Raw genomic sequence first — 15,391 nt, 5'->3', positions numbered from 1 at the left:
CCAAGCAGGGCCGTCTGTGCGCGCGGCATGGCTCGCAAAGCTCGTCCCGCCGGCCAGCGCCTTGATGGCGTGAAGCGCGTCGCAAGGTTCACGAACGCGAATGGTGTCGTTGGAGCAGGATTCGCTCCGGCTTCTTCGGCTGCCGAAAAGTTCAACTTAAGCTGGCATTCATTTTGTAATACACATTACGCATTGTTTTTTTTCTTCTTAAGGCATTGCGCCATGGAATTGACCCCCAACAATTTGGACCAGCTTTCCGGCATTGCCCAATGCCTTGACGATCAGTGGGCCCCGCCGGATATCGCCCAGGAAGCTGCAGAAAGTGAAAAGCCGCTTTCCGACTACGCCAAGCGGATACAGCCGGCGATGAAGATGGAGTTCTTCAAGGCGCTGCTCACGCTGCGTTCGGTGGTGGTCAATCGCGCGTACCTTCTCCACAATGAGGCGGTCAAGGAGCTCTATCTCGGCGGAGATTCGGAGGCGGAATCGTTCGAAAGACTCGTGCAGGAACGCGCAATCATCCCATTCCTCTACGACGAGCGGCAGCTCTCGGACTTCAAGGGCACGGACCTGTCCCGCGATGTCGAGGACTACTGGGTCAAGGCCGAGGCGAAGGGTACCAACAAGCTGCGATTGAGTTGGGACGACAAGCGAAACGGGACCCTGATCACCGATCACATTTCCAAGCGCTTTGGAGGTTTCTTCAAGACGATCGACGATCTCAGGCCTGATCTGCTTCGCAACGACTTCTCGCTTTCGACATTCGATGACGAGAGCATCAGGCAGATGCTCAAGAATATGCGCGACTTTGCCAATCGGGTGCAGGACGAGACCGGCCGCCCGGTCAAACGCAAGGAAATCTATCACGAGTTCGTCTGCGTCGGCGGCCTGCACAAGGACCACCTGGTTTTTGATCTCAAGAAGCCGCTGGCCATGCAGATCAAGGCGCTCGCGGACCTCAAGTACAACGTCAATTTGCCGGATGTTCTCAACCGCTATGTTGTTACGTCCCAGGGGTCGACCAGCCGTGAGTGTTTGCAGGAGATCAAGGAGCTCACGGAGGGTATCAAGGAGGTGGACGAGAAGGAGTTGCAGGATCTCATGATGGCTGTCGCCGGGGTCGGTCTGGACATCGCCAGTAAAGCCGTTCAATTGACCGACATTGGTTCGGTGAGCCTGGACGACATCGTGGCAGTCCGGAACGATCCGATATGGGCGTTGCATCATCAGATCGCTGTCGAGAATCTGCCGGACAACAAGCGGCCGATGTCGGAGCAGAAGTTTGTTCAGGATCCCCTGGAGTCCATTCGGCGCGTCTCCGGTTCGCTGGGCAACGTCGTCGAGCGTTTAGGCCAGATCCAGCGCGACAGTCGCCTCCGCGAAGCCACTGAGCGTTGGGAGGTTCGACTGAGTGCGCTGGGCATTTTCGAAATGGTCGCCTCGGAAGCCGGCCACGCGTTTGGCTTGCCACATCTGCCCGAGGATCCGGTCAGCGAACACTCGCTGTCGCGAGGGATGGTGCCTCTCGTCGCTCACGCGGTCGTCTATCTCGAGGGAGGCGGGTTGAAGTATGAAATCAAGCAGCCGGTCTTTCAGGGTAAAATCTGGGCGGAAACCGCCGCAAAGATCGCTCGGGAGGTTCGTAGCCGGCTGTCGTTCGAGGGGACCGAGATTGCGCCGACGGGCGATCAATTGCGTCCCGACCAGCAGGGCGGCGGACTTGAGGTCAAGGATCGGGACGATTGAATTGCGGCGCGACGCGCGGGAAGGCGGGCGGCGGGCAAGGCATTGCCGCCAAAACGACAAGAAGCGGCTCGACCGTGATCGTGGTTCACTGGCCGGCTGGTGGCAGCGGCAGGCCCGTATCAATCTTTATCGTTGACCAGGGGAAATGATGCTCGATCCAGCAGCCGGCATCGAGGCCTATTTCGAGGCGCTCGCCGAATACCCCCGGCTCTTCGAGCCGCGCCGATATCGGCGGCTCGTGCTCGACCGTGCCCGCCTGGAGAGCTACGCGCGCGAGCATGGTGTCGCGCTCGGGCTTACCTTCTCCAACGACTACGTGCTCGTGCTTGTCGATCTGGTCGAGGTGGGCGAAGGCCCGGCCACGATCGTCCATCCTTATTTTCGGATCGTCTCGCGCGGTCAACTGCTGGGTGGGCACAATGTCGTGGTGGTGGCCACGGTTGCCGACCCGAAGCTTGGGAATGTCGGCGACATCGTGATGGTCGAGCAGGAGCGTCATGCGCTCGGACGGCTCATGCTGGAGCTGCCGCGCGGATTTGCCGAGCCGGGGATCGGGTTGGAGGCCAATGCCTTGAAGGAGTTGGAGGAGGAGACCGGCTATCTCGGTGCCGAGCCTCGGCTGATCGGAACCGTCTTGACGGATACCGGCCTGATGGACAACGAGGTCCACATCGTGCACGCCTCGGTCGTCGGCCGCCGGGAGCGATCTCCCGAGATCCGCGAGGTCATTACCCGAACTCTGTTGATGCCGGCCGATATGATCTGGTCGAAAATCCTGTCGCGTGAGATCAAGGACAGCTACACGCTCGAGGCAATCGGGATCTGGAGCAGGCTGTCGACGCACAGCACTTCTCGATGATGCTCGCTACCGCCGCGCCACCAGCACGCCCACCAGGAACGCCACCATCAGCGACGGCAGCGGCGCCTCGCGCACCATGCTGCGGACGATGTCCGGCCAGTGCTGCTCCGGGACCAGCCTTGGAGACCTGACTTCGGCGATCGGCGTCATGCCCCAATCCGACGCGAGGTCGGCGATCTCGCTCGCGGCCAGACGCGAGCCGTCGCGGACGCGGAAGATGGCGGCCTCCGATCGCTCGCGCGGCGCGAGCGCCATCAGCGTCGCGATCGCCGTGCGCAACGTCATCTCGCCAAAACCTTGCAGCCTCACCGATTCCTCGGGCTCCGACGTCATGCGAGATCCCTCACAGCGCGAAGTGGTGCGCGATGGTGAATGCTGCCGTCGCGCACAGGACCAGCGTGGAAACCGCGCCGGCCACGCCGCGCGCGAGATGGGCTCGCGTCAGGTGCCTGGTCATGATTTTGCTCCATGCTCTGCATGGCAATGGCGGCGGCGGATGTTGGTTCCCAACGCCCCACCGAATCGCCGCTGTCCCGCCTACTTCCGCAGCAATTCGCTCAATGCCGCGGTCGCCTCGGCGCAGCGGATGTCGTCGATCTCGCGCGACAGGCTGAGTGCGCTTGATCTCAGCTCTTCGACCTTCCAGCTCTCAGGATGCTGGCTTTCGAGCTGACTGAGGCGCTTGTTCAGATCGTCCAGTCTGGATTGGAGCTGCCCGATGCTGGCGGCCCCGTTCACTTTCCAAACGCGTTGTGCACGCATCGTAGTTCCCCTGTAGTCTCACGGCGTTGTGAGCGGGGTTCGTGGCTGGAATGGGAGTTTCTTTTGTCCGGCTTCAGACCGTGGGGAACCGTTGCAAAAGGGCAACGCGCGTTCCTGCGCGTCGACCGGCGCGGACAGTGCTACCGCCCATAGCCCGCGCCCTCCTGCATATGCCGTGGCGTTGCCTGGTCGGGCCCGGCACTGTTCGCGTCAGGCGGCGTGCGGCCAGTCGGTTGATCGCTTTTCAATGCGGCTTTCCAGGATCGCGATGCTCACCTGGAGGTTGTCGCGCCGGGCTCTCAGGTTCTGCGCGAGTATCGGGTAGGCGAGATTCTTTGGATCGGAGATTCCGGCCTTCCGCTCTTCCTCCAGAATGTCGGCGTCGAGCAATTGCGCGCGCCAACGCAGATCGGAGATCAGGGCGTGGAGCTGTGTCGGGATAGTCGCTTCGAAACGGGACGTCGGCTGCATATGATCGCCTCACTATGAAACAGGCCCACTGCGGGTCTGAGGGATTGGCGGAAGAGCAGCAAGGAGAGTGCCAGCGCGCCGGCCGAGGGCGAAGGCCTGCCTTGTCGTTGGGCATCGTGCCGGACAGCGAGGCTGTGCGCGTGACGCGTCGCGCGTTAGGGTCTGCCTCGACGTGATTCCGAAAGAGAACGAAGGAACGACGCGTGGCGAGATTTGTGACTATCGCGGCCGGCCAGCTTGGCCCGATTGCCCGAGCTGAGACGAGGACGGAGGTCGTGGCGCGGCTGATGGCGTTGATGCGCCAGGCGCGGGCCAACGGCTGCGACCTGATCGTCTATCCCGAGCTCGCCCTGACCACGTTCTTTCCGCGCTGGTATTTCGAGGACCAGGCGGAGATCGACGCCTTCTTCGAGCGCGAGATGCCGGGGGCGCAGACGCAAGCGCTATTCGACCTCGCGCGCGAGATCGGTATCGGGTTTTACCTCGGCTATGCCGAGCTGACGGTCGAGGCCGGCGTCGCCAGGCGCTACAACACCTCCATTCTGGTGGACAAGAGCGGCGCGATCGTCGCGAAATACCGCAAGGTTCATTTGCCCGGCCATGCCGAGCATGAGCCATGGCGCGAATTTCAGCATCTGGAAAAGCGCTACTTCGAGCCCGGCAGCGGCTTTGGCGTGACCAATGCCTTCGGCGGCGTGATGGGAATGGCGATCTGCAACGACCGCCGCTGGAGCGAGACCTACCGGGTGATGGGCCTGCAGGGCGTCGAGATGGTGATGATCGGCTACAACACGCCGGTGCACAATCCGCCTGCGCCCGAGCACGACGATCTCTCGCTGTTCCACAATCACCTGGTGATGCAGGCCGGCGCCTACCAGAACGGCACCTTCGTGGTCGGCGTCGCCAAGGCCGGCATCGAGGAGGGCGTCGACCACATCGGCGGCAGCTGCATCATCGCACCTTCGGGTGAGATCGTCGCGGCGTGCACGACCAAGGGCGACGAGATCGCGCTGGCGCGCTGCGACCTCGATCTCTGCAACTCCTACAAGCGCACCACCTTCAATTTCGACGTCCACCGCCAGCCCCGCGCCTACGGGATGATCGTCGAACGCAAGGGCGTGACGACGATGGCGGATGGGACACAAGTGCCGACGAAGGGGTGATGCTCCCGCCCGTTGTCTTGCGTTTCCGTCTCTCCCGCGTCGTCCTTGCGAAAGCCAGGACCCATTACCACAGGGAGAAGTTTGGCGAAGACTGGTTGGGCGGGACTAATACTGCCTTAAATCGATAAACCTCGCGGTATGGGTCCTGGCTTTCGCCAGGACGACGGTTGAGTTGAGCGCTTCCCAGATCCGCGGAGCGTCACGGTTGCCCGACGGGCAAAACACCTGCGAAGCTGTCAACCCGCCTTCGCTAAAATATTCCACTTTACCGAAATTCGGAAATGGCGTACGTCTCGCCCATCCCGGCTCATCCTTGAGGGGCGATCTTGTGTCGTCACGTTTCGCGAGCCGGGCTTGCGGTGGACGCGGCAGCGTCGGGTGCGAGGCCAAGGGCAGGGCGGATTGCTCTCCGTGAGCCCAGAACTTCGTGCTGGATGAGCGGCGCTGTCAGGTTCGTCTCGTCTGTAAGTCTCCGGCTCCGTCGACAGGGCTGGGAAAACTGCGGCGAAATGGCGGGCCGTGCGTACGGCAAAACCGTGTGGTCCTGGCCGTCGTTGCTACGGTCAAGCCTTGGCGGATGCGGCAGTCGCGTCAACCGGCGCGGCGCCGGTGAATTTCGCTGGGGTGAGGGAGGCCAGAACGAACTCGGCTCCCGGGAGAGCACGGCATAAGCCGTCCAACCACTGCGCAGGGAAGGCCGAGTGATTGGCTACACCTGTATGCTGCTGTGCGGTTCTTTTGCGCTACATCTTCGCGCAGCGGACCGCGGGTGCCAGCCGGCACCCTGCCTTCCCTGCGCCCTCTTGGCTCAAGAGTGTGGAGCGACGAGGCAAAGCTCGGGCGAAATGCGCCGCGAGGATGCGAAGGCGCGTCTGCGAGTTGAGATGCGAGTTAGAGGATGACGACGATGCCCCTTGCTCCGTCATTGCGAGCGCAGCGAAGCAATCCAGAATCCCTCCGCGGAAAGACTCTGGATTGCTTCGCTGCGCTCGCAATGACGATGTGGAGGCGGACGTGCGCCATTTCATCACTGTCACCCCCGCGCAACAGCGAAGCCGTTGTCGCCGGAGATGCGCGCTCAGTGGCGCAACCGCGCCGTTGAGCAAGCGACTGGTAACGGCACGCGGCAGGTCCCCCCAATCACAACCAGGTGTCTTGATTAGGGAACAACCATTCCCTATTATCCCGCAATGCAAAAATCCGCCCGCCGATCGCAAGCCATTGCTCAACCACCCGGTCGTCCCCGGGAGTTTGACATGGACACCGCCCTGGACGGGGCGGTGCGGGTGTTTTGCGAGCGCGGCTATCATGCCACCTCGATCGGTGACCTCACTGCCGCGATGCGGCTTGCCACCGGCAGCGTCTACAAGGCGTTTCGCGACAAGCACGCCGTGTTCCTTGCCGCCTTCGAGCGCTACGCCACGGTGCGCCGGGAGCAGACCCGCAGCGCGGCCGCGCGCGGTGTGAACGGCCGCGAGCGGCTGCGCCATGTGCTGCTGTCCTATGTCGAGCACTCCCAGGGCAGCGAGGGGCGCCGCGGCTGCATCGTGGTCGGCAGCGCGGTCGAGCTCTCCGCGGTCGATCCTGCGGTCCGCGCCCGCGTCAATGCGCAGCTCGCGACCAACGAGAACTTCATCGCCGGCCTCATTCGCGAGGGGCAGGCCGACGGCTCGATTCCCCGCCATGTAGCGGCCGACGACACCGCGCGGCTGATGATCTGCATCACGCAAGGAATGCGCGTCGTCGGCAAGGCGCGCCTGCCGCTCGACGGGACGCGCCTCGTCGGCGTCGCGATGAAGCTGCTCGCCTGAATTCTTGTCATATTAGGGAATGATCGTTCCCAATCTCTGGAGACCGTGTAAATGACGATGAATGCCACCATCGAGACCGCGCCCGAACCGGATGCGGTGTCGCAGCGCCTGACCTTCGTGCTTGCCGCGGCCTGTGGCATGGTCGCCGCCAACATCTACTATGCCCAGCCGCTGATCGCCCCGATCAGCGCCGCGCTGGGCCTGTCGCACGCCGCCGCCGGGCTGATCGTCACCATGACGCAGATCGGCTACGGCACCGGGCTGCTCTTCATCGTGCCGCTCGGCGATCTCGTCGAGAACCGTACGTTGATTTGCTCCGTCATCACGCTCGGCGCCGTGGCGCTGCTCGCAGCCGCGTTCGCGACGCACGCCCTGCCGTTCCTGATCGCCGCGCTGTTCATCGGGCTCGGCTCGGTCGCGGTGCAGATCATCATTCCTTATGCGGCGCATCTGGCGCCGGAGGCCATCCGCGGCCGCGTCGTCGGCAACGTCTCGACCGGCCTGATGCTCGGCATCATGCTGGCGCGCCCGGTGTCGAGCTTCGTCACGGCGGCCTCGTCATGGCATGCGGTGTTCTTCGCCTCCGCGGCGCTGATGATTGTGCTCGCAGCCGTGCTCTGGATGGTGCTGCCGACGCGCAAGCCGGTGGCGCGCATGCATTACGGCACGCTGCTGCTGTCGATGCCGCATCTGGTGCGCACCATGCCGCTGCTCCGGCGGCGCGCACTCTACCAGGCGAGCCTGTTCGGTTGCTTCACCCTGTTCTGGACGGTCGCACCACTCCAGCTCGCCTCCGAGTTCGGCTTCTCCCAGCGCGGCATCGCGCTGTTCGCGCTGGCCGGTGTCGCCGGCGTGTTCGCCGCGCCAATCGCGGGGAGGCTCGCCGATCGCGGCCATAGCCGCATCGCGACGCTGATTGCGATGTTGCTGGCGGCCGCGGGCTTCCTGGTGACCTATATCGGCGCGGCCGGCTCGATGCTGAACCTCGCCTGCCTGGTCGTGGCCGCGATCGCCATCGATATCGGCGTCCAGGGCAACGTGGTGCTCGGCTTCCGCGCCATCTTCGCGCTCGGGCACGAGCATCGCAGCCGCCTCAACGGCCTCTACATGGCGACGTTCTTCGCGGCCGGCGCGGCCGGCTCCGCGGTCGGCGCCTGGGCCTTCGCGCAAGGCGGCTGGGCGCTCGCATCGGGAATCGGCCTCGCTCTGCCCGTCGCGGGCCTGCTCTATGCGGCCACGGAGTAGCGGCGGGATGGTGCGATGCGGCGTTTACCAAACGCCCGGGCATGCGTTTTCCGCCTCGCGATTTCCCTGCCGCTGTAGTACTTTGGTCGCAAGCGGGCCCGGTTAACGGGCGGCAGGGGGAGGCTGATGAGGCGTGCGGGGCTGTTTGGCGTACCGTGGGTACGGCCATGGTCGTGGCAGGCGTTTCTGCTGGGATTGGTCGTCGTCGGACTATCGGCGGTGTTTCAGGGCATCTGCGTCGCGCTCGGCGCAAAACTCTATTTCGCGGCGTTCCTGCCTGGCCTGTTCGTGCTCGGACTTGTCGCGGGCGCGCCGGCGGCGGCGTTCGCCGCGTTGCTCACCATTCCGCTGGTGTGGTGGGCGTTCATGCCGCCCTTCTTCGAGTTCAATGCGCTGACCAGCGCAAACACCGATTCCATCAACCTGTTCTGCCTCCTCGCCGTGCTCCTGATCGGCCTTGCCGATCTCTGCCGGGAGACGATGACGATCGTCAACCGCGGCGGGCTGAAGCGTTCGGGCGAGAGCGCGGCAACGAATTCGCAATAAATCGGCGATGCGCTCGCGCCCACGTTGCGCGCGCGCAACAGTCCGGCAACCATTCGCAAGCTTGCCGCGCGCCGCTAACTTTTCGAAAAAGATTTGGCCGCAATTTCTCCCCCGGGAATGACGAGGGAGTTTTCGGACATGAACGGCCAGATCAACGGACACGCCATCTTGGAGAACGTGCGCCGCTATCGCGGCATCGCATCGCTCTATCGCCAGACCGCTGCATTCCGCCCGGGCCAGAGCTGGTCGCTGCTGGAGCAGGCGAGGGATTGGGAAGCGCGGGCGCTGTCGGAGCTGGAAGCCTATTTCGCCACGCACATGGATCGCGCCGCTCCGCGCGCGGCCTGATCGTTAACCATCGCCGCAAGCAGACCGGCGACGAACATCGGCGATCGCTGGCTTCATTCGGCAGCGGAACCCGTGGCGACTACGGGGTTACCCCGGCGCCCGCACATGATAGCCAGTCGCCCGGATCTCCTTCACGTCGGCCGGGGGCGAGCGATGACCACCTTCAACCGTATCTTCACGACAGAGCGCCTGCTTCAGATCATCGTCATCCTCGCGGCGACGATCGCAATGAAGCTGATGGGCTGAGCATCGGCGAGCTAGCGCTCGCCGAACTCGGGCACGTCGGGCAGATAGTTCGACCCTTCCGAGCCCAGAAAATCGAACATCGCCTGCGCCGGCGGCAGCAGCACCTTGTCGCTGCGGCGGATCACGTACCATTGCCGCACGATCGGCAGGCCGGCGACGTCAAGCACGATCAGGCGGCCCTCGGCAAGCTCGTGCGCCACGGTGTGGGCCGAGATGAAGGCGATGCCGAGCCCGGCGATCACCGCCTGCTTGATGGTCTCGTTGCTGCTCATCTCCATGCCGATGACCGGCTCGAGGTCCGACTTCTGGAACATGCCCTCCATCAGCGTGCGCGTGCCCGAACCCGGCTCGCGGGTGAGGAAGGTCTCGTGCACGAGGTCGGTCAGGCTGAGGCCGGAATCCTTCTCCAGCCAGTGCCCCTTGCGCGCGACGATGATGTGCGGATTGCGTCCGAGCTGACGGACGTCGACGCTGACGTCGGCCGGTGGCCGACCCATCACCGCGAAATCGAGGTCGTAGCCGTGCATGGCCTCGCGGATCTCCTCGCGATTGCCGATGGTGAGCCTGATCTCGATCTTCGGGTACCGCTTGGTGAAAGCCGCGATCGCATGCGGGACGAAATACTTCGCGGTCGAGACCGCGCCGAGATGCACGGTGCCGCCGGTTCGCCCCGCGAGCAGGTCGAGCGCGCCCTGGCAGTCCATGATCGCGGCCTCGACGCGCTCGGCGAGCGCCAGAACCTCCTTGCCGGCTTCCGTCAGCAGCATGCCGTCGCCGGTCCGCTGCACCAAAGGCAGGCCGGCGAGGTCCTGAAGCTGGCGCAACTGCTGGGTCACAGCCGGCTGCGTCAGGCCGAGATGGCCGGAGGCCGCCGTCACGCTGCCCTTGGCCGAAAGCGCCGCGAGCGAGCGAAGCTGCCGGATCGTCAGATGCCGGAGCTGGGCCGCCGCATGGCTGGGGCCATTATAAGAAAATTCTTTGGCGCTCATTATGAATAGAAATTTTCCTTATTAAGCTTCCCCTGTCAATCTCCTCATGCCGGGACCGACCGCATCGACCTCCACCGGGGAGGGAAATGGATGCGGCGCCGGCCAGGGGATGGACGCAGATGACCGGGCAACTCAGGCTGGACGACCACCTTCAACGGTACTCGGAGACCGCACCCCACGCGCTGGCGGTGGCGACCGCGGTCGATGCCATCGCGGCGGCGGCGATCGAGATCGCCGACCTCATCGGCGCCGGCGATCTCGCGGACGCCTCGGGCCTGACCACGGGCCGCAACAGCGACGGCGACGTCCAGCGCGATCTCGACGTGCAGGCGGACGCGATCCTGCGCCGCTGTCTCGGCAAGCTGTCGATCGCAGCGCTGGCGTCGGAGGAGATGCGCGAGCCGCAGATCGGCGACCGCGCGGCCAGGATCTGCGTTGCGATCGATCCGCTCGACGGCTCCTCCAACATCGACATCAACATGACCGTCGGCACGATCTTCTCGATTCTGCCCGCGCCCGACGATCTCGCGCTCGCCTTCCATCAGCGCGGCTCGGCACAGTTCGCGGCGGGCTTCGTCACCTACGGTCCGCAGACCTCGCTGGTGCTGACGCTCGGCGACGGCGTCGACATCTTCACGCTCGACCGCAAGGCCGGCTGCTTTCGCCTCGCGCGCAGCGCCATCCAGATCTCCGAGGCGGGCGAGGAGTTCGCGATCAACGCGTCGAATCGCCGGCATTGGGATCCTCCGGTGCGTGCCTTCATCGACGAATGCCTCGCCGGCGTCGAAGGCCCCGCCAATCACGATTTCAACATGCGCTGGGTCGGTTCGCTGGTCGCGGAGGCCTATCGCATCCTCACCCGCGGCGGCGTGTTCCTCTATCCCTCGGACGCGCGGCCCGGCTATGGCGACGGCCGCCTGCGCCTCACCTACGAGGCGCATCCGATGGCCTACATCATCGAGCAGGCCGGCGGCTCGGCCTCGACCGGACGCGAGCGCATCCTCGACCTGTCAGCGCAAAGCCTGCACCAGCGCGTGCCGCTGATCATGGGCTCGAGCAACGAGGTGCGGCGCGTCGAGGAGCTGCATTGCGATCCGCTGCTGGTTGCCAGCATCTCAGCGCCGCTGTTCGCGCGGCGCGGCTTCTTCCGGCTGTAAGCGAGGCGTCCCATGTCCAGGAAGCATCCGATCATCTCCATCACCGGCTCCTCCGGCGCGGGCACCACCTCGGTCAAGAAGACCTTCGAGCAGATATTCTTCCGCGAGAAGGTCAATGCCGTCTACATCGAGGGCGACGCCTTCCATCGCTACGACCGCGCCGAGATGCGCACGCAGATGGCGAAGGAGGCCGAGCGCGGCAACAGGCATTTCAGCCATTTCAGCCCCGAGACCAATCTGTTCGAGGAGCTGGAGCGTGCCTTCCGCGACTACGGCGAGACCGGCACGGCGGTGACGCGACACTATGTGCACGATGCCGAGGAATCTGCGCTGCACGGCACGCCTCCCGGCACCTTCACGGAATGGGAGCGGCTGCCGGAGAATTCGGACCTGCTGTTCTACGAAGGCCTGCACGGCGCCGTCGTCACCGACAAGGTCAACGTCGCGCGTTATGCCGACCTCAAGATCGGCGTCGTGCCGGTCATCAATCTCGAATGGATCCAGAAGCTGCACCGCGATCGCAGCGCGCGGGGCTATTCGACCGAGGCCGTCACCGACACCATTCTGCGGCGGATGCCGGATTACATTCACTACATCTGTCCGCAATTCACCGAGACCGACATCAATTTCCAGCGCGTGCCGACCGTGGACACCTCCAATCCGTTCGTCGCGCGCTGGATTCCGACGCCGGACGAATCGATGGTCGTGATCCGCTTCAAGAACCCGCGCGGCATCGACTTTCCCTATCTGCTCTCGATGCTGCCGCACAGCTGGATGTCGCGCGCGAATTCGATCGTGTGTCCCGGCGCCAAGCTTGATCTCGCGATGCAGCTGATCCTGACGCCGCTGATCATGCAGCTGATCGAGCGCAAGCGAAACCTGAAGTGAACAAGGGGAGAATTCGATGAACATCTCCGTCCATGCCGAAGCCGACGTTACGGCTGTCGCGCATAACGATCTCGCCAACGCCGTCCGCTTCCTCGCGGTCGATGCCATCGAGACATCGCAGTCCGGCCATCCCGGCCTGCCAATGGGCATGGCCGATGTCGCGACCGTATTGTTCTCGCGTTTCCTGAAGTTCGACTCGGCGCACCCGAGCTGGCCGGACCGCGATCGCTTCGTGCTTTCCGCGGGCCATGGCTCAATGCTGCTTTATGCGCTGCTCCATCTCACCGGCGGCGCTGTCAGCCTCGACGACATCAAGGCGTTCCGGCAGTGGGGCTCGAAGACGCCGGGCCACCCCGAATATGGTCACACGCCGGGCGTCGAGACCACGACGGGGCCACTGGGGCAGGGGATTGCCACTGCCGTCGGCATGGCGCTCGCCGAGCGCATGGCCAATGCGCGGTATGGCGATGGGCTCGTTGACCACTTCACCTATGTCATCGCGGGTGACGGCTGCCTGATGGAAGGCATCAGCCAGGAGGCGATCTCGCTTGCCGGCCATCTCCGGCTTGGCCGCCTGATCGTGCTGTTCGACGACAACGGCATCTCCATCGACGGGCCGACGTCGCTTGCGACATCGGACGACCAGCTCGCGCGCTTCGCCGCCTCCGGCTGGTCGGTGCGCCGCGTCGATGGGCACGATCCCGAAGCCGTTGCGCAGGCGATCGCCGAAGAGCGCGAGACCGCAAAACCGTCGCTGATCGCCTGCCGCACCGTCATCGGTTATGGCGCCCCGGACCGGCAGGGCACCGAGAAGGCCCATGGCGCGCCGCTCGGCACCGAGCAGACGGCGGCGGCGCGCCGAACGCTCGGCTGGGATTATCAGCCGTTCGTGGTGCCGATCCCGATCCTCAAGGCGTGGCGCATGATCGGACAGCGCGGGCAGGTCGAACGTCTCGCCTGGCTCGATCGTTACGAGAGTGCGACGCCCGAGCAGCGCGATTTGTTCGTCGAAGGCAAGGTCGTCGCTCTGCCGGCCGCCTATGCGCTGGCCGCGGCGAAGTTACGCGAACGCTTTGCGAGCGAGCGGCCGAAGCTCGCGACGCGGCAGGCCTCGCAACAGGTGCTCGACGGCATCGCCGGGACAATTCCGGGCCTCGTCGGCGGCTCGGCGGACCTGACCCATTCGAACCTGACCCATGCCAAGCCGCAGACTCCGGTCACGCGCGGCGCGTTCGCCGGCGACTATATCCACTACGGCATCCGCGAGCACGGCATGGCCGCTGCGATGAACGGCCTCGCGCTGCACGGTGGCTTCATTCCCTATGGCGGCACGTTCCTGGCGTTCTCCGACTATAGCCGGCCGGCGATCCGCCTTGCCGCCTTGATGCGGCTGCGCGTCATCCACGTGATGACGCACGACTCCATCGGTCTCGGAGAGGACGGCCCGACGCACCAGCCGGTCGAGCATCTCGCCGCGCTGCGCGTGATCCCGAACCTCCTGGTGTTCCGCCCGGCCGACGCGGTGGAGACGCTCGAGGCCTGGGACTGCGCCCTAGCGGCGGAGCATCGTCCCTCCGTGCTCTGCCTGTCGCGGCAAGCCTTGCCGACGTTCCGCAGCGATGCGCGCGGCAGAAACCGAGTTGCGCGCGGTGCCTATCTCGTGGTCTCGCCGGACGGCGGCCGCGATGTGACGCTGATGGCGACCGGCTCGGAAGTCTCGATCGCGCTGGAAGCCGCCCGCCTGCTCGCGACCGAGCACATTCGCGCGGCCGTCGTCTCGGCGCCCTGCCTCGCGCTGTTCGAGGAGCAGCCGGAGGATTATCGCGCCACCGTGCTCGGCACCGCGCCGCGTGTCGGGATCGAGGCGGCCGTGCTCGGCGACTGGCCGCGCTGGATCGGCGCCGACGGTGAATTCGTCGGCATGCGCGGCTTCGGCGCCTCGGCGCCGGCGCCGGTGCTGTATCGCGAATTCGGCATCACCCCGCAAAGCATTGCGGAAGCCGCCCGCCGGGCGATCGCCCGCAAGAGCCAATAAGGAGGACGACCCTTGGCCCGTATCACCCTTCGCCAACTGCTCGATCACGCCGCTACCTGCGGCTACGCGGTGCCGGCGTTCAACATCAACAACATGGAGCAGGGCATCGCGATCATGCAGGCGGCCGCCGAGGTCGATGCGCCCGTGATCATCCAGGCCTCGCGCGGCGCGCGCAGCTATGCCGGCGATCTCATGCTTTCGCACATGATCGACGCGCTGGAGCGGACCTACCCGGACATCCCGCTCTGCATGCACCAGGACCACGGCAATGACGAGGCGACCTGCGCGTCCGCCATCGCGCACGGCTTCACCTCGGTGATGATGGACGGCTCGCTGAAAGCCGACGCCAAGACCGCGGCCGACTACGACTACAACGTCGCGATCACCCGCCGCGTCGTCGATCTCGCCCATTGGGTCGGCGCCTCGGTCGAAGGCGAGCTCGGCGTGCTCGGCTCGCTCGAGCATGGCGGCGGCGAGCAGGAGGATGGTCACGGCGTCGAGGGCAAGGTCAGCCACGACCAGCTGCTGACCGATCCCGACCAGGCCGTCGATTTCGTCCGCGCCACCAAAGTGGACGCGCTGGCCATCGCGATGGGTACCTCGCACGGCGCCTACAAGTTCAGCCGCAAGCCCGATGGCGATATCCTGGCGATGCGGGTGGTCGAGGAGATTCACCGCCGGCTGCCGAACACGCATCTCGTCATGCACGGCTCGTCCTCGGTGCCGCAGCCGCTCCAGGACATGTTCAACCAGTTCGGCGGCGAGATGCCGCAGACCTGGGGCGTGCCGGTCGAGGAGATCGTGCGCGGCATCAAGAGCGGTGTGCGCAAGGTCAATATCGACACCGACTGTCGCCTGGCGATGACTGCCGTGTTCCGCAAGGTCGCGGCGCAAAGTCGCAATGAGTTCGATCCGCGAAAATTCCTCAAACCCGCGATGGACGCGATGCGCGACCTCTGCCGCGAGCGCTTCGAACAGTTCGGCACCGCGGGCCACGCCGGCAGGATCAAGGTCGTTCCCCTGAGCGAGATGGCGCGGCGTTATCGCGCCGGCGAGCTCGATCCGCGCGTCGATGCCCGAGAGTCAGTCGCCGCCTAGTCATTCAGAGAGAGAAGAACAGGAGAG

Annotated in this window: 15 protein-coding genes; 11 read left to right on the top strand and 4 right to left on the bottom strand. The window is 64.9% G+C overall.

The genetic code is table 11. The features are described from left to right. The first annotated feature begins 27 nt into the window (after window positions 1-27). Window positions 28-1,746: a hypothetical protein gene (locus tag AB5K84_RS34365; RefSeq protein WP_157839391.1), complete on the top strand. Its 1,719-nt coding sequence runs from the start codon at window positions 28-30 to the stop codon at window positions 1,744-1,746. A gap of 148 nt (window positions 1,747-1,894) precedes the next feature. After that, window positions 1,895-2,605, top strand: a complete 711-nt coding sequence (locus AB5K84_RS34360) for an NUDIX hydrolase (protein WP_162494067.1) — start codon at window positions 1,895-1,897, stop codon at window positions 2,603-2,605. A 6-nt stretch (window positions 2,606-2,611) separates the two neighbouring features. On the opposite strand, the gene AB5K84_RS34355 is transcribed toward AB5K84_RS34360, so the two are convergent. The 3 genes from AB5K84_RS34355 to AB5K84_RS34345 form a co-directional block, all read right to left on the bottom strand. Then, the gene (locus AB5K84_RS34355) at window positions 2,612-2,938 is read right to left on the bottom strand and encodes a hypothetical protein (RefSeq protein ID WP_028175643.1); all 327 of its coding nucleotides are present in this window, start codon (window positions 2,936-2,938) and stop codon (window positions 2,612-2,614) included. A gap of 204 nt (window positions 2,939-3,142) precedes the next feature. Further along, on the bottom strand, window positions 3,143-3,367 hold the full coding sequence (locus tag AB5K84_RS34350; protein ID WP_011085360.1) for a hypothetical protein: 225 nt from the start codon (window positions 3,365-3,367) through the stop codon (window positions 3,143-3,145). Between the two features lie 210 nt (window positions 3,368-3,577). Beyond that, window positions 3,578-3,838 (bottom strand): hypothetical protein, encoded by a 261-nt coding sequence (locus AB5K84_RS34345; RefSeq protein ID WP_011085361.1) that lies wholly within the window; start codon window positions 3,836-3,838, stop codon window positions 3,578-3,580. 203 nt (window positions 3,839-4,041) lie between these two features. Here AB5K84_RS34345 and AB5K84_RS34340 point away from each other — a divergent pair, with 203 nt between their 5' ends. The 5 genes from AB5K84_RS34340 (at window position 4,042) to AB5K84_RS34320 (ending at window position 8,951) form a co-directional block, all read left to right on the top strand. Beyond that, on the top strand, window positions 4,042-5,001 hold the full coding sequence (locus AB5K84_RS34340) for an N-carbamoyl-D-amino-acid hydrolase (RefSeq protein WP_011085362.1): 960 nt from the start codon (window positions 4,042-4,044) through the stop codon (window positions 4,999-5,001). A 1,256-nt stretch (window positions 5,002-6,257) separates the two neighbouring features. Continuing rightward, window positions 6,258-6,812, top strand: coding sequence for a TetR/AcrR family transcriptional regulator (locus AB5K84_RS34335; RefSeq protein WP_236842199.1), 555 nt, complete (start codon window positions 6,258-6,260; stop codon window positions 6,810-6,812). Window positions 6,813-6,863: 51 nt separating this feature from the next. Beyond that, the gene (locus tag AB5K84_RS34330) at window positions 6,864-8,057 is read left to right on the top strand and encodes an MFS transporter (RefSeq protein WP_011085364.1); all 1,194 of its coding nucleotides are present in this window, start codon (window positions 6,864-6,866) and stop codon (window positions 8,055-8,057) included. 126 nt (window positions 8,058-8,183) lie between these two features. After that, complete coding sequence (locus AB5K84_RS34325) at window positions 8,184-8,603, top strand: hypothetical protein (RefSeq protein WP_011085365.1); 420 nt, start codon at window positions 8,184-8,186, stop codon at window positions 8,601-8,603. 138 nt (window positions 8,604-8,741) lie between these two features. After that, window positions 8,742-8,951, top strand: a complete 210-nt coding sequence (locus AB5K84_RS34320; protein WP_038965910.1) for a hypothetical protein — start codon at window positions 8,742-8,744, stop codon at window positions 8,949-8,951. A 257-nt stretch (window positions 8,952-9,208) separates the two neighbouring features. Here the strand turns inward: AB5K84_RS34320 and AB5K84_RS34315 are convergent, their stop codons facing one another. Beyond that, window positions 9,209-10,186, bottom strand: coding sequence for a LysR family transcriptional regulator (locus AB5K84_RS34315; RefSeq protein WP_011085366.1), 978 nt, complete (start codon window positions 10,184-10,186; stop codon window positions 9,209-9,211). Between the two features lie 119 nt (window positions 10,187-10,305). Here AB5K84_RS34315 and AB5K84_RS34310 point away from each other — a divergent pair, with 119 nt between their 5' ends. Genes AB5K84_RS34310 through fba form a run of 4 tightly spaced genes read left to right on the top strand, consistent with a single transcriptional unit; the run spans window position 10,306 to window position 15,364 of the window. Then, complete coding sequence (locus AB5K84_RS34310; RefSeq protein ID WP_011085367.1) at window positions 10,306-11,343, top strand: class 1 fructose-bisphosphatase; 1,038 nt, start codon at window positions 10,306-10,308, stop codon at window positions 11,341-11,343. Between the two features lie 12 nt (window positions 11,344-11,355). Continuing rightward, window positions 11,356-12,231, top strand: a complete 876-nt coding sequence (locus AB5K84_RS34305) for a phosphoribulokinase (RefSeq protein ID WP_011085368.1) — start codon at window positions 11,356-11,358, stop codon at window positions 12,229-12,231. A 16-nt stretch (window positions 12,232-12,247) separates the two neighbouring features. Beyond that, window positions 12,248-14,266, top strand: coding sequence for a transketolase (tkt, locus tag AB5K84_RS34300; protein WP_011085369.1), 2,019 nt, complete (start codon window positions 12,248-12,250; stop codon window positions 14,264-14,266). A gap of 12 nt (window positions 14,267-14,278) precedes the next feature. Beyond that, window positions 14,279-15,364 carry a class II fructose-bisphosphate aldolase gene (gene fba / locus AB5K84_RS34295; protein ID WP_011085370.1) on the top strand — a complete coding sequence of 362 codons (1,086 nt, stop codon included), beginning with the start codon at window positions 14,279-14,281 and terminating at the stop codon, window positions 15,362-15,364. Window positions 15,365-15,391: the final 27 nt, after the last annotated feature.

The organism is Bradyrhizobium sp. 1200_D9_N1_1 (genome assembly GCF_052075915.1).
Classification (GTDB): Bacteria; Pseudomonadota; Alphaproteobacteria; order Rhizobiales; family Xanthobacteraceae; genus Bradyrhizobium; species Bradyrhizobium diazoefficiens.
The sequence above is the reverse complement of the archived record's forward strand: the minus strand, read 5'-3'. Positions and strand labels throughout refer to the sequence as shown.

Coding starts and splice junctions, on each gene's coding strand:
- AB5K84_RS34365 (WP_157839391.1), top strand. CDS start 28: ATGGCTCGCAAAGCTCGTCCCGCCGGCCAGCGCCTTGATGGCGTGAAG.
- AB5K84_RS34360 (WP_162494067.1), top strand. CDS start 1,895: ATGCTCGATCCAGCAGCCGGCATCGAGGCCTATTTCGAGGCGCTCGCC.
- AB5K84_RS34355 (WP_028175643.1), bottom strand. CDS start 2,938: ATGACGTCGGAGCCCGAGGAATCGGTGAGGCTGCAAGGTTTTGGCGAG.
- AB5K84_RS34350 (WP_011085360.1), bottom strand. CDS start 3,367: ATGCGTGCACAACGCGTTTGGAAAGTGAACGGGGCCGCCAGCATCGGG.
- AB5K84_RS34345 (WP_011085361.1), bottom strand. CDS start 3,838: ATGCAGCCGACGTCCCGTTTCGAAGCGACTATCCCGACACAGCTCCAC.
- AB5K84_RS34335 (WP_236842199.1), top strand. CDS start 6,258: ATGGACACCGCCCTGGACGGGGCGGTGCGGGTGTTTTGCGAGCGCGGC.
- AB5K84_RS34330 (WP_011085364.1), top strand. CDS start 6,864: ATGACGATGAATGCCACCATCGAGACCGCGCCCGAACCGGATGCGGTG.
- AB5K84_RS34325 (WP_011085365.1), top strand. CDS start 8,184: ATGAGGCGTGCGGGGCTGTTTGGCGTACCGTGGGTACGGCCATGGTCG.
- AB5K84_RS34320 (WP_038965910.1), top strand. CDS start 8,742: ATGAACGGCCAGATCAACGGACACGCCATCTTGGAGAACGTGCGCCGC.
- AB5K84_RS34315 (WP_011085366.1), bottom strand. CDS start 10,186: ATGAGCGCCAAAGAATTTTCTTATAATGGCCCCAGCCATGCGGCGGCC.
- AB5K84_RS34310 (WP_011085367.1), top strand. CDS start 10,306: ATGACCGGGCAACTCAGGCTGGACGACCACCTTCAACGGTACTCGGAG.
- AB5K84_RS34305 (WP_011085368.1), top strand. CDS start 11,356: ATGTCCAGGAAGCATCCGATCATCTCCATCACCGGCTCCTCCGGCGCG.
- tkt (WP_011085369.1), top strand. CDS start 12,248: ATGAACATCTCCGTCCATGCCGAAGCCGACGTTACGGCTGTCGCGCAT.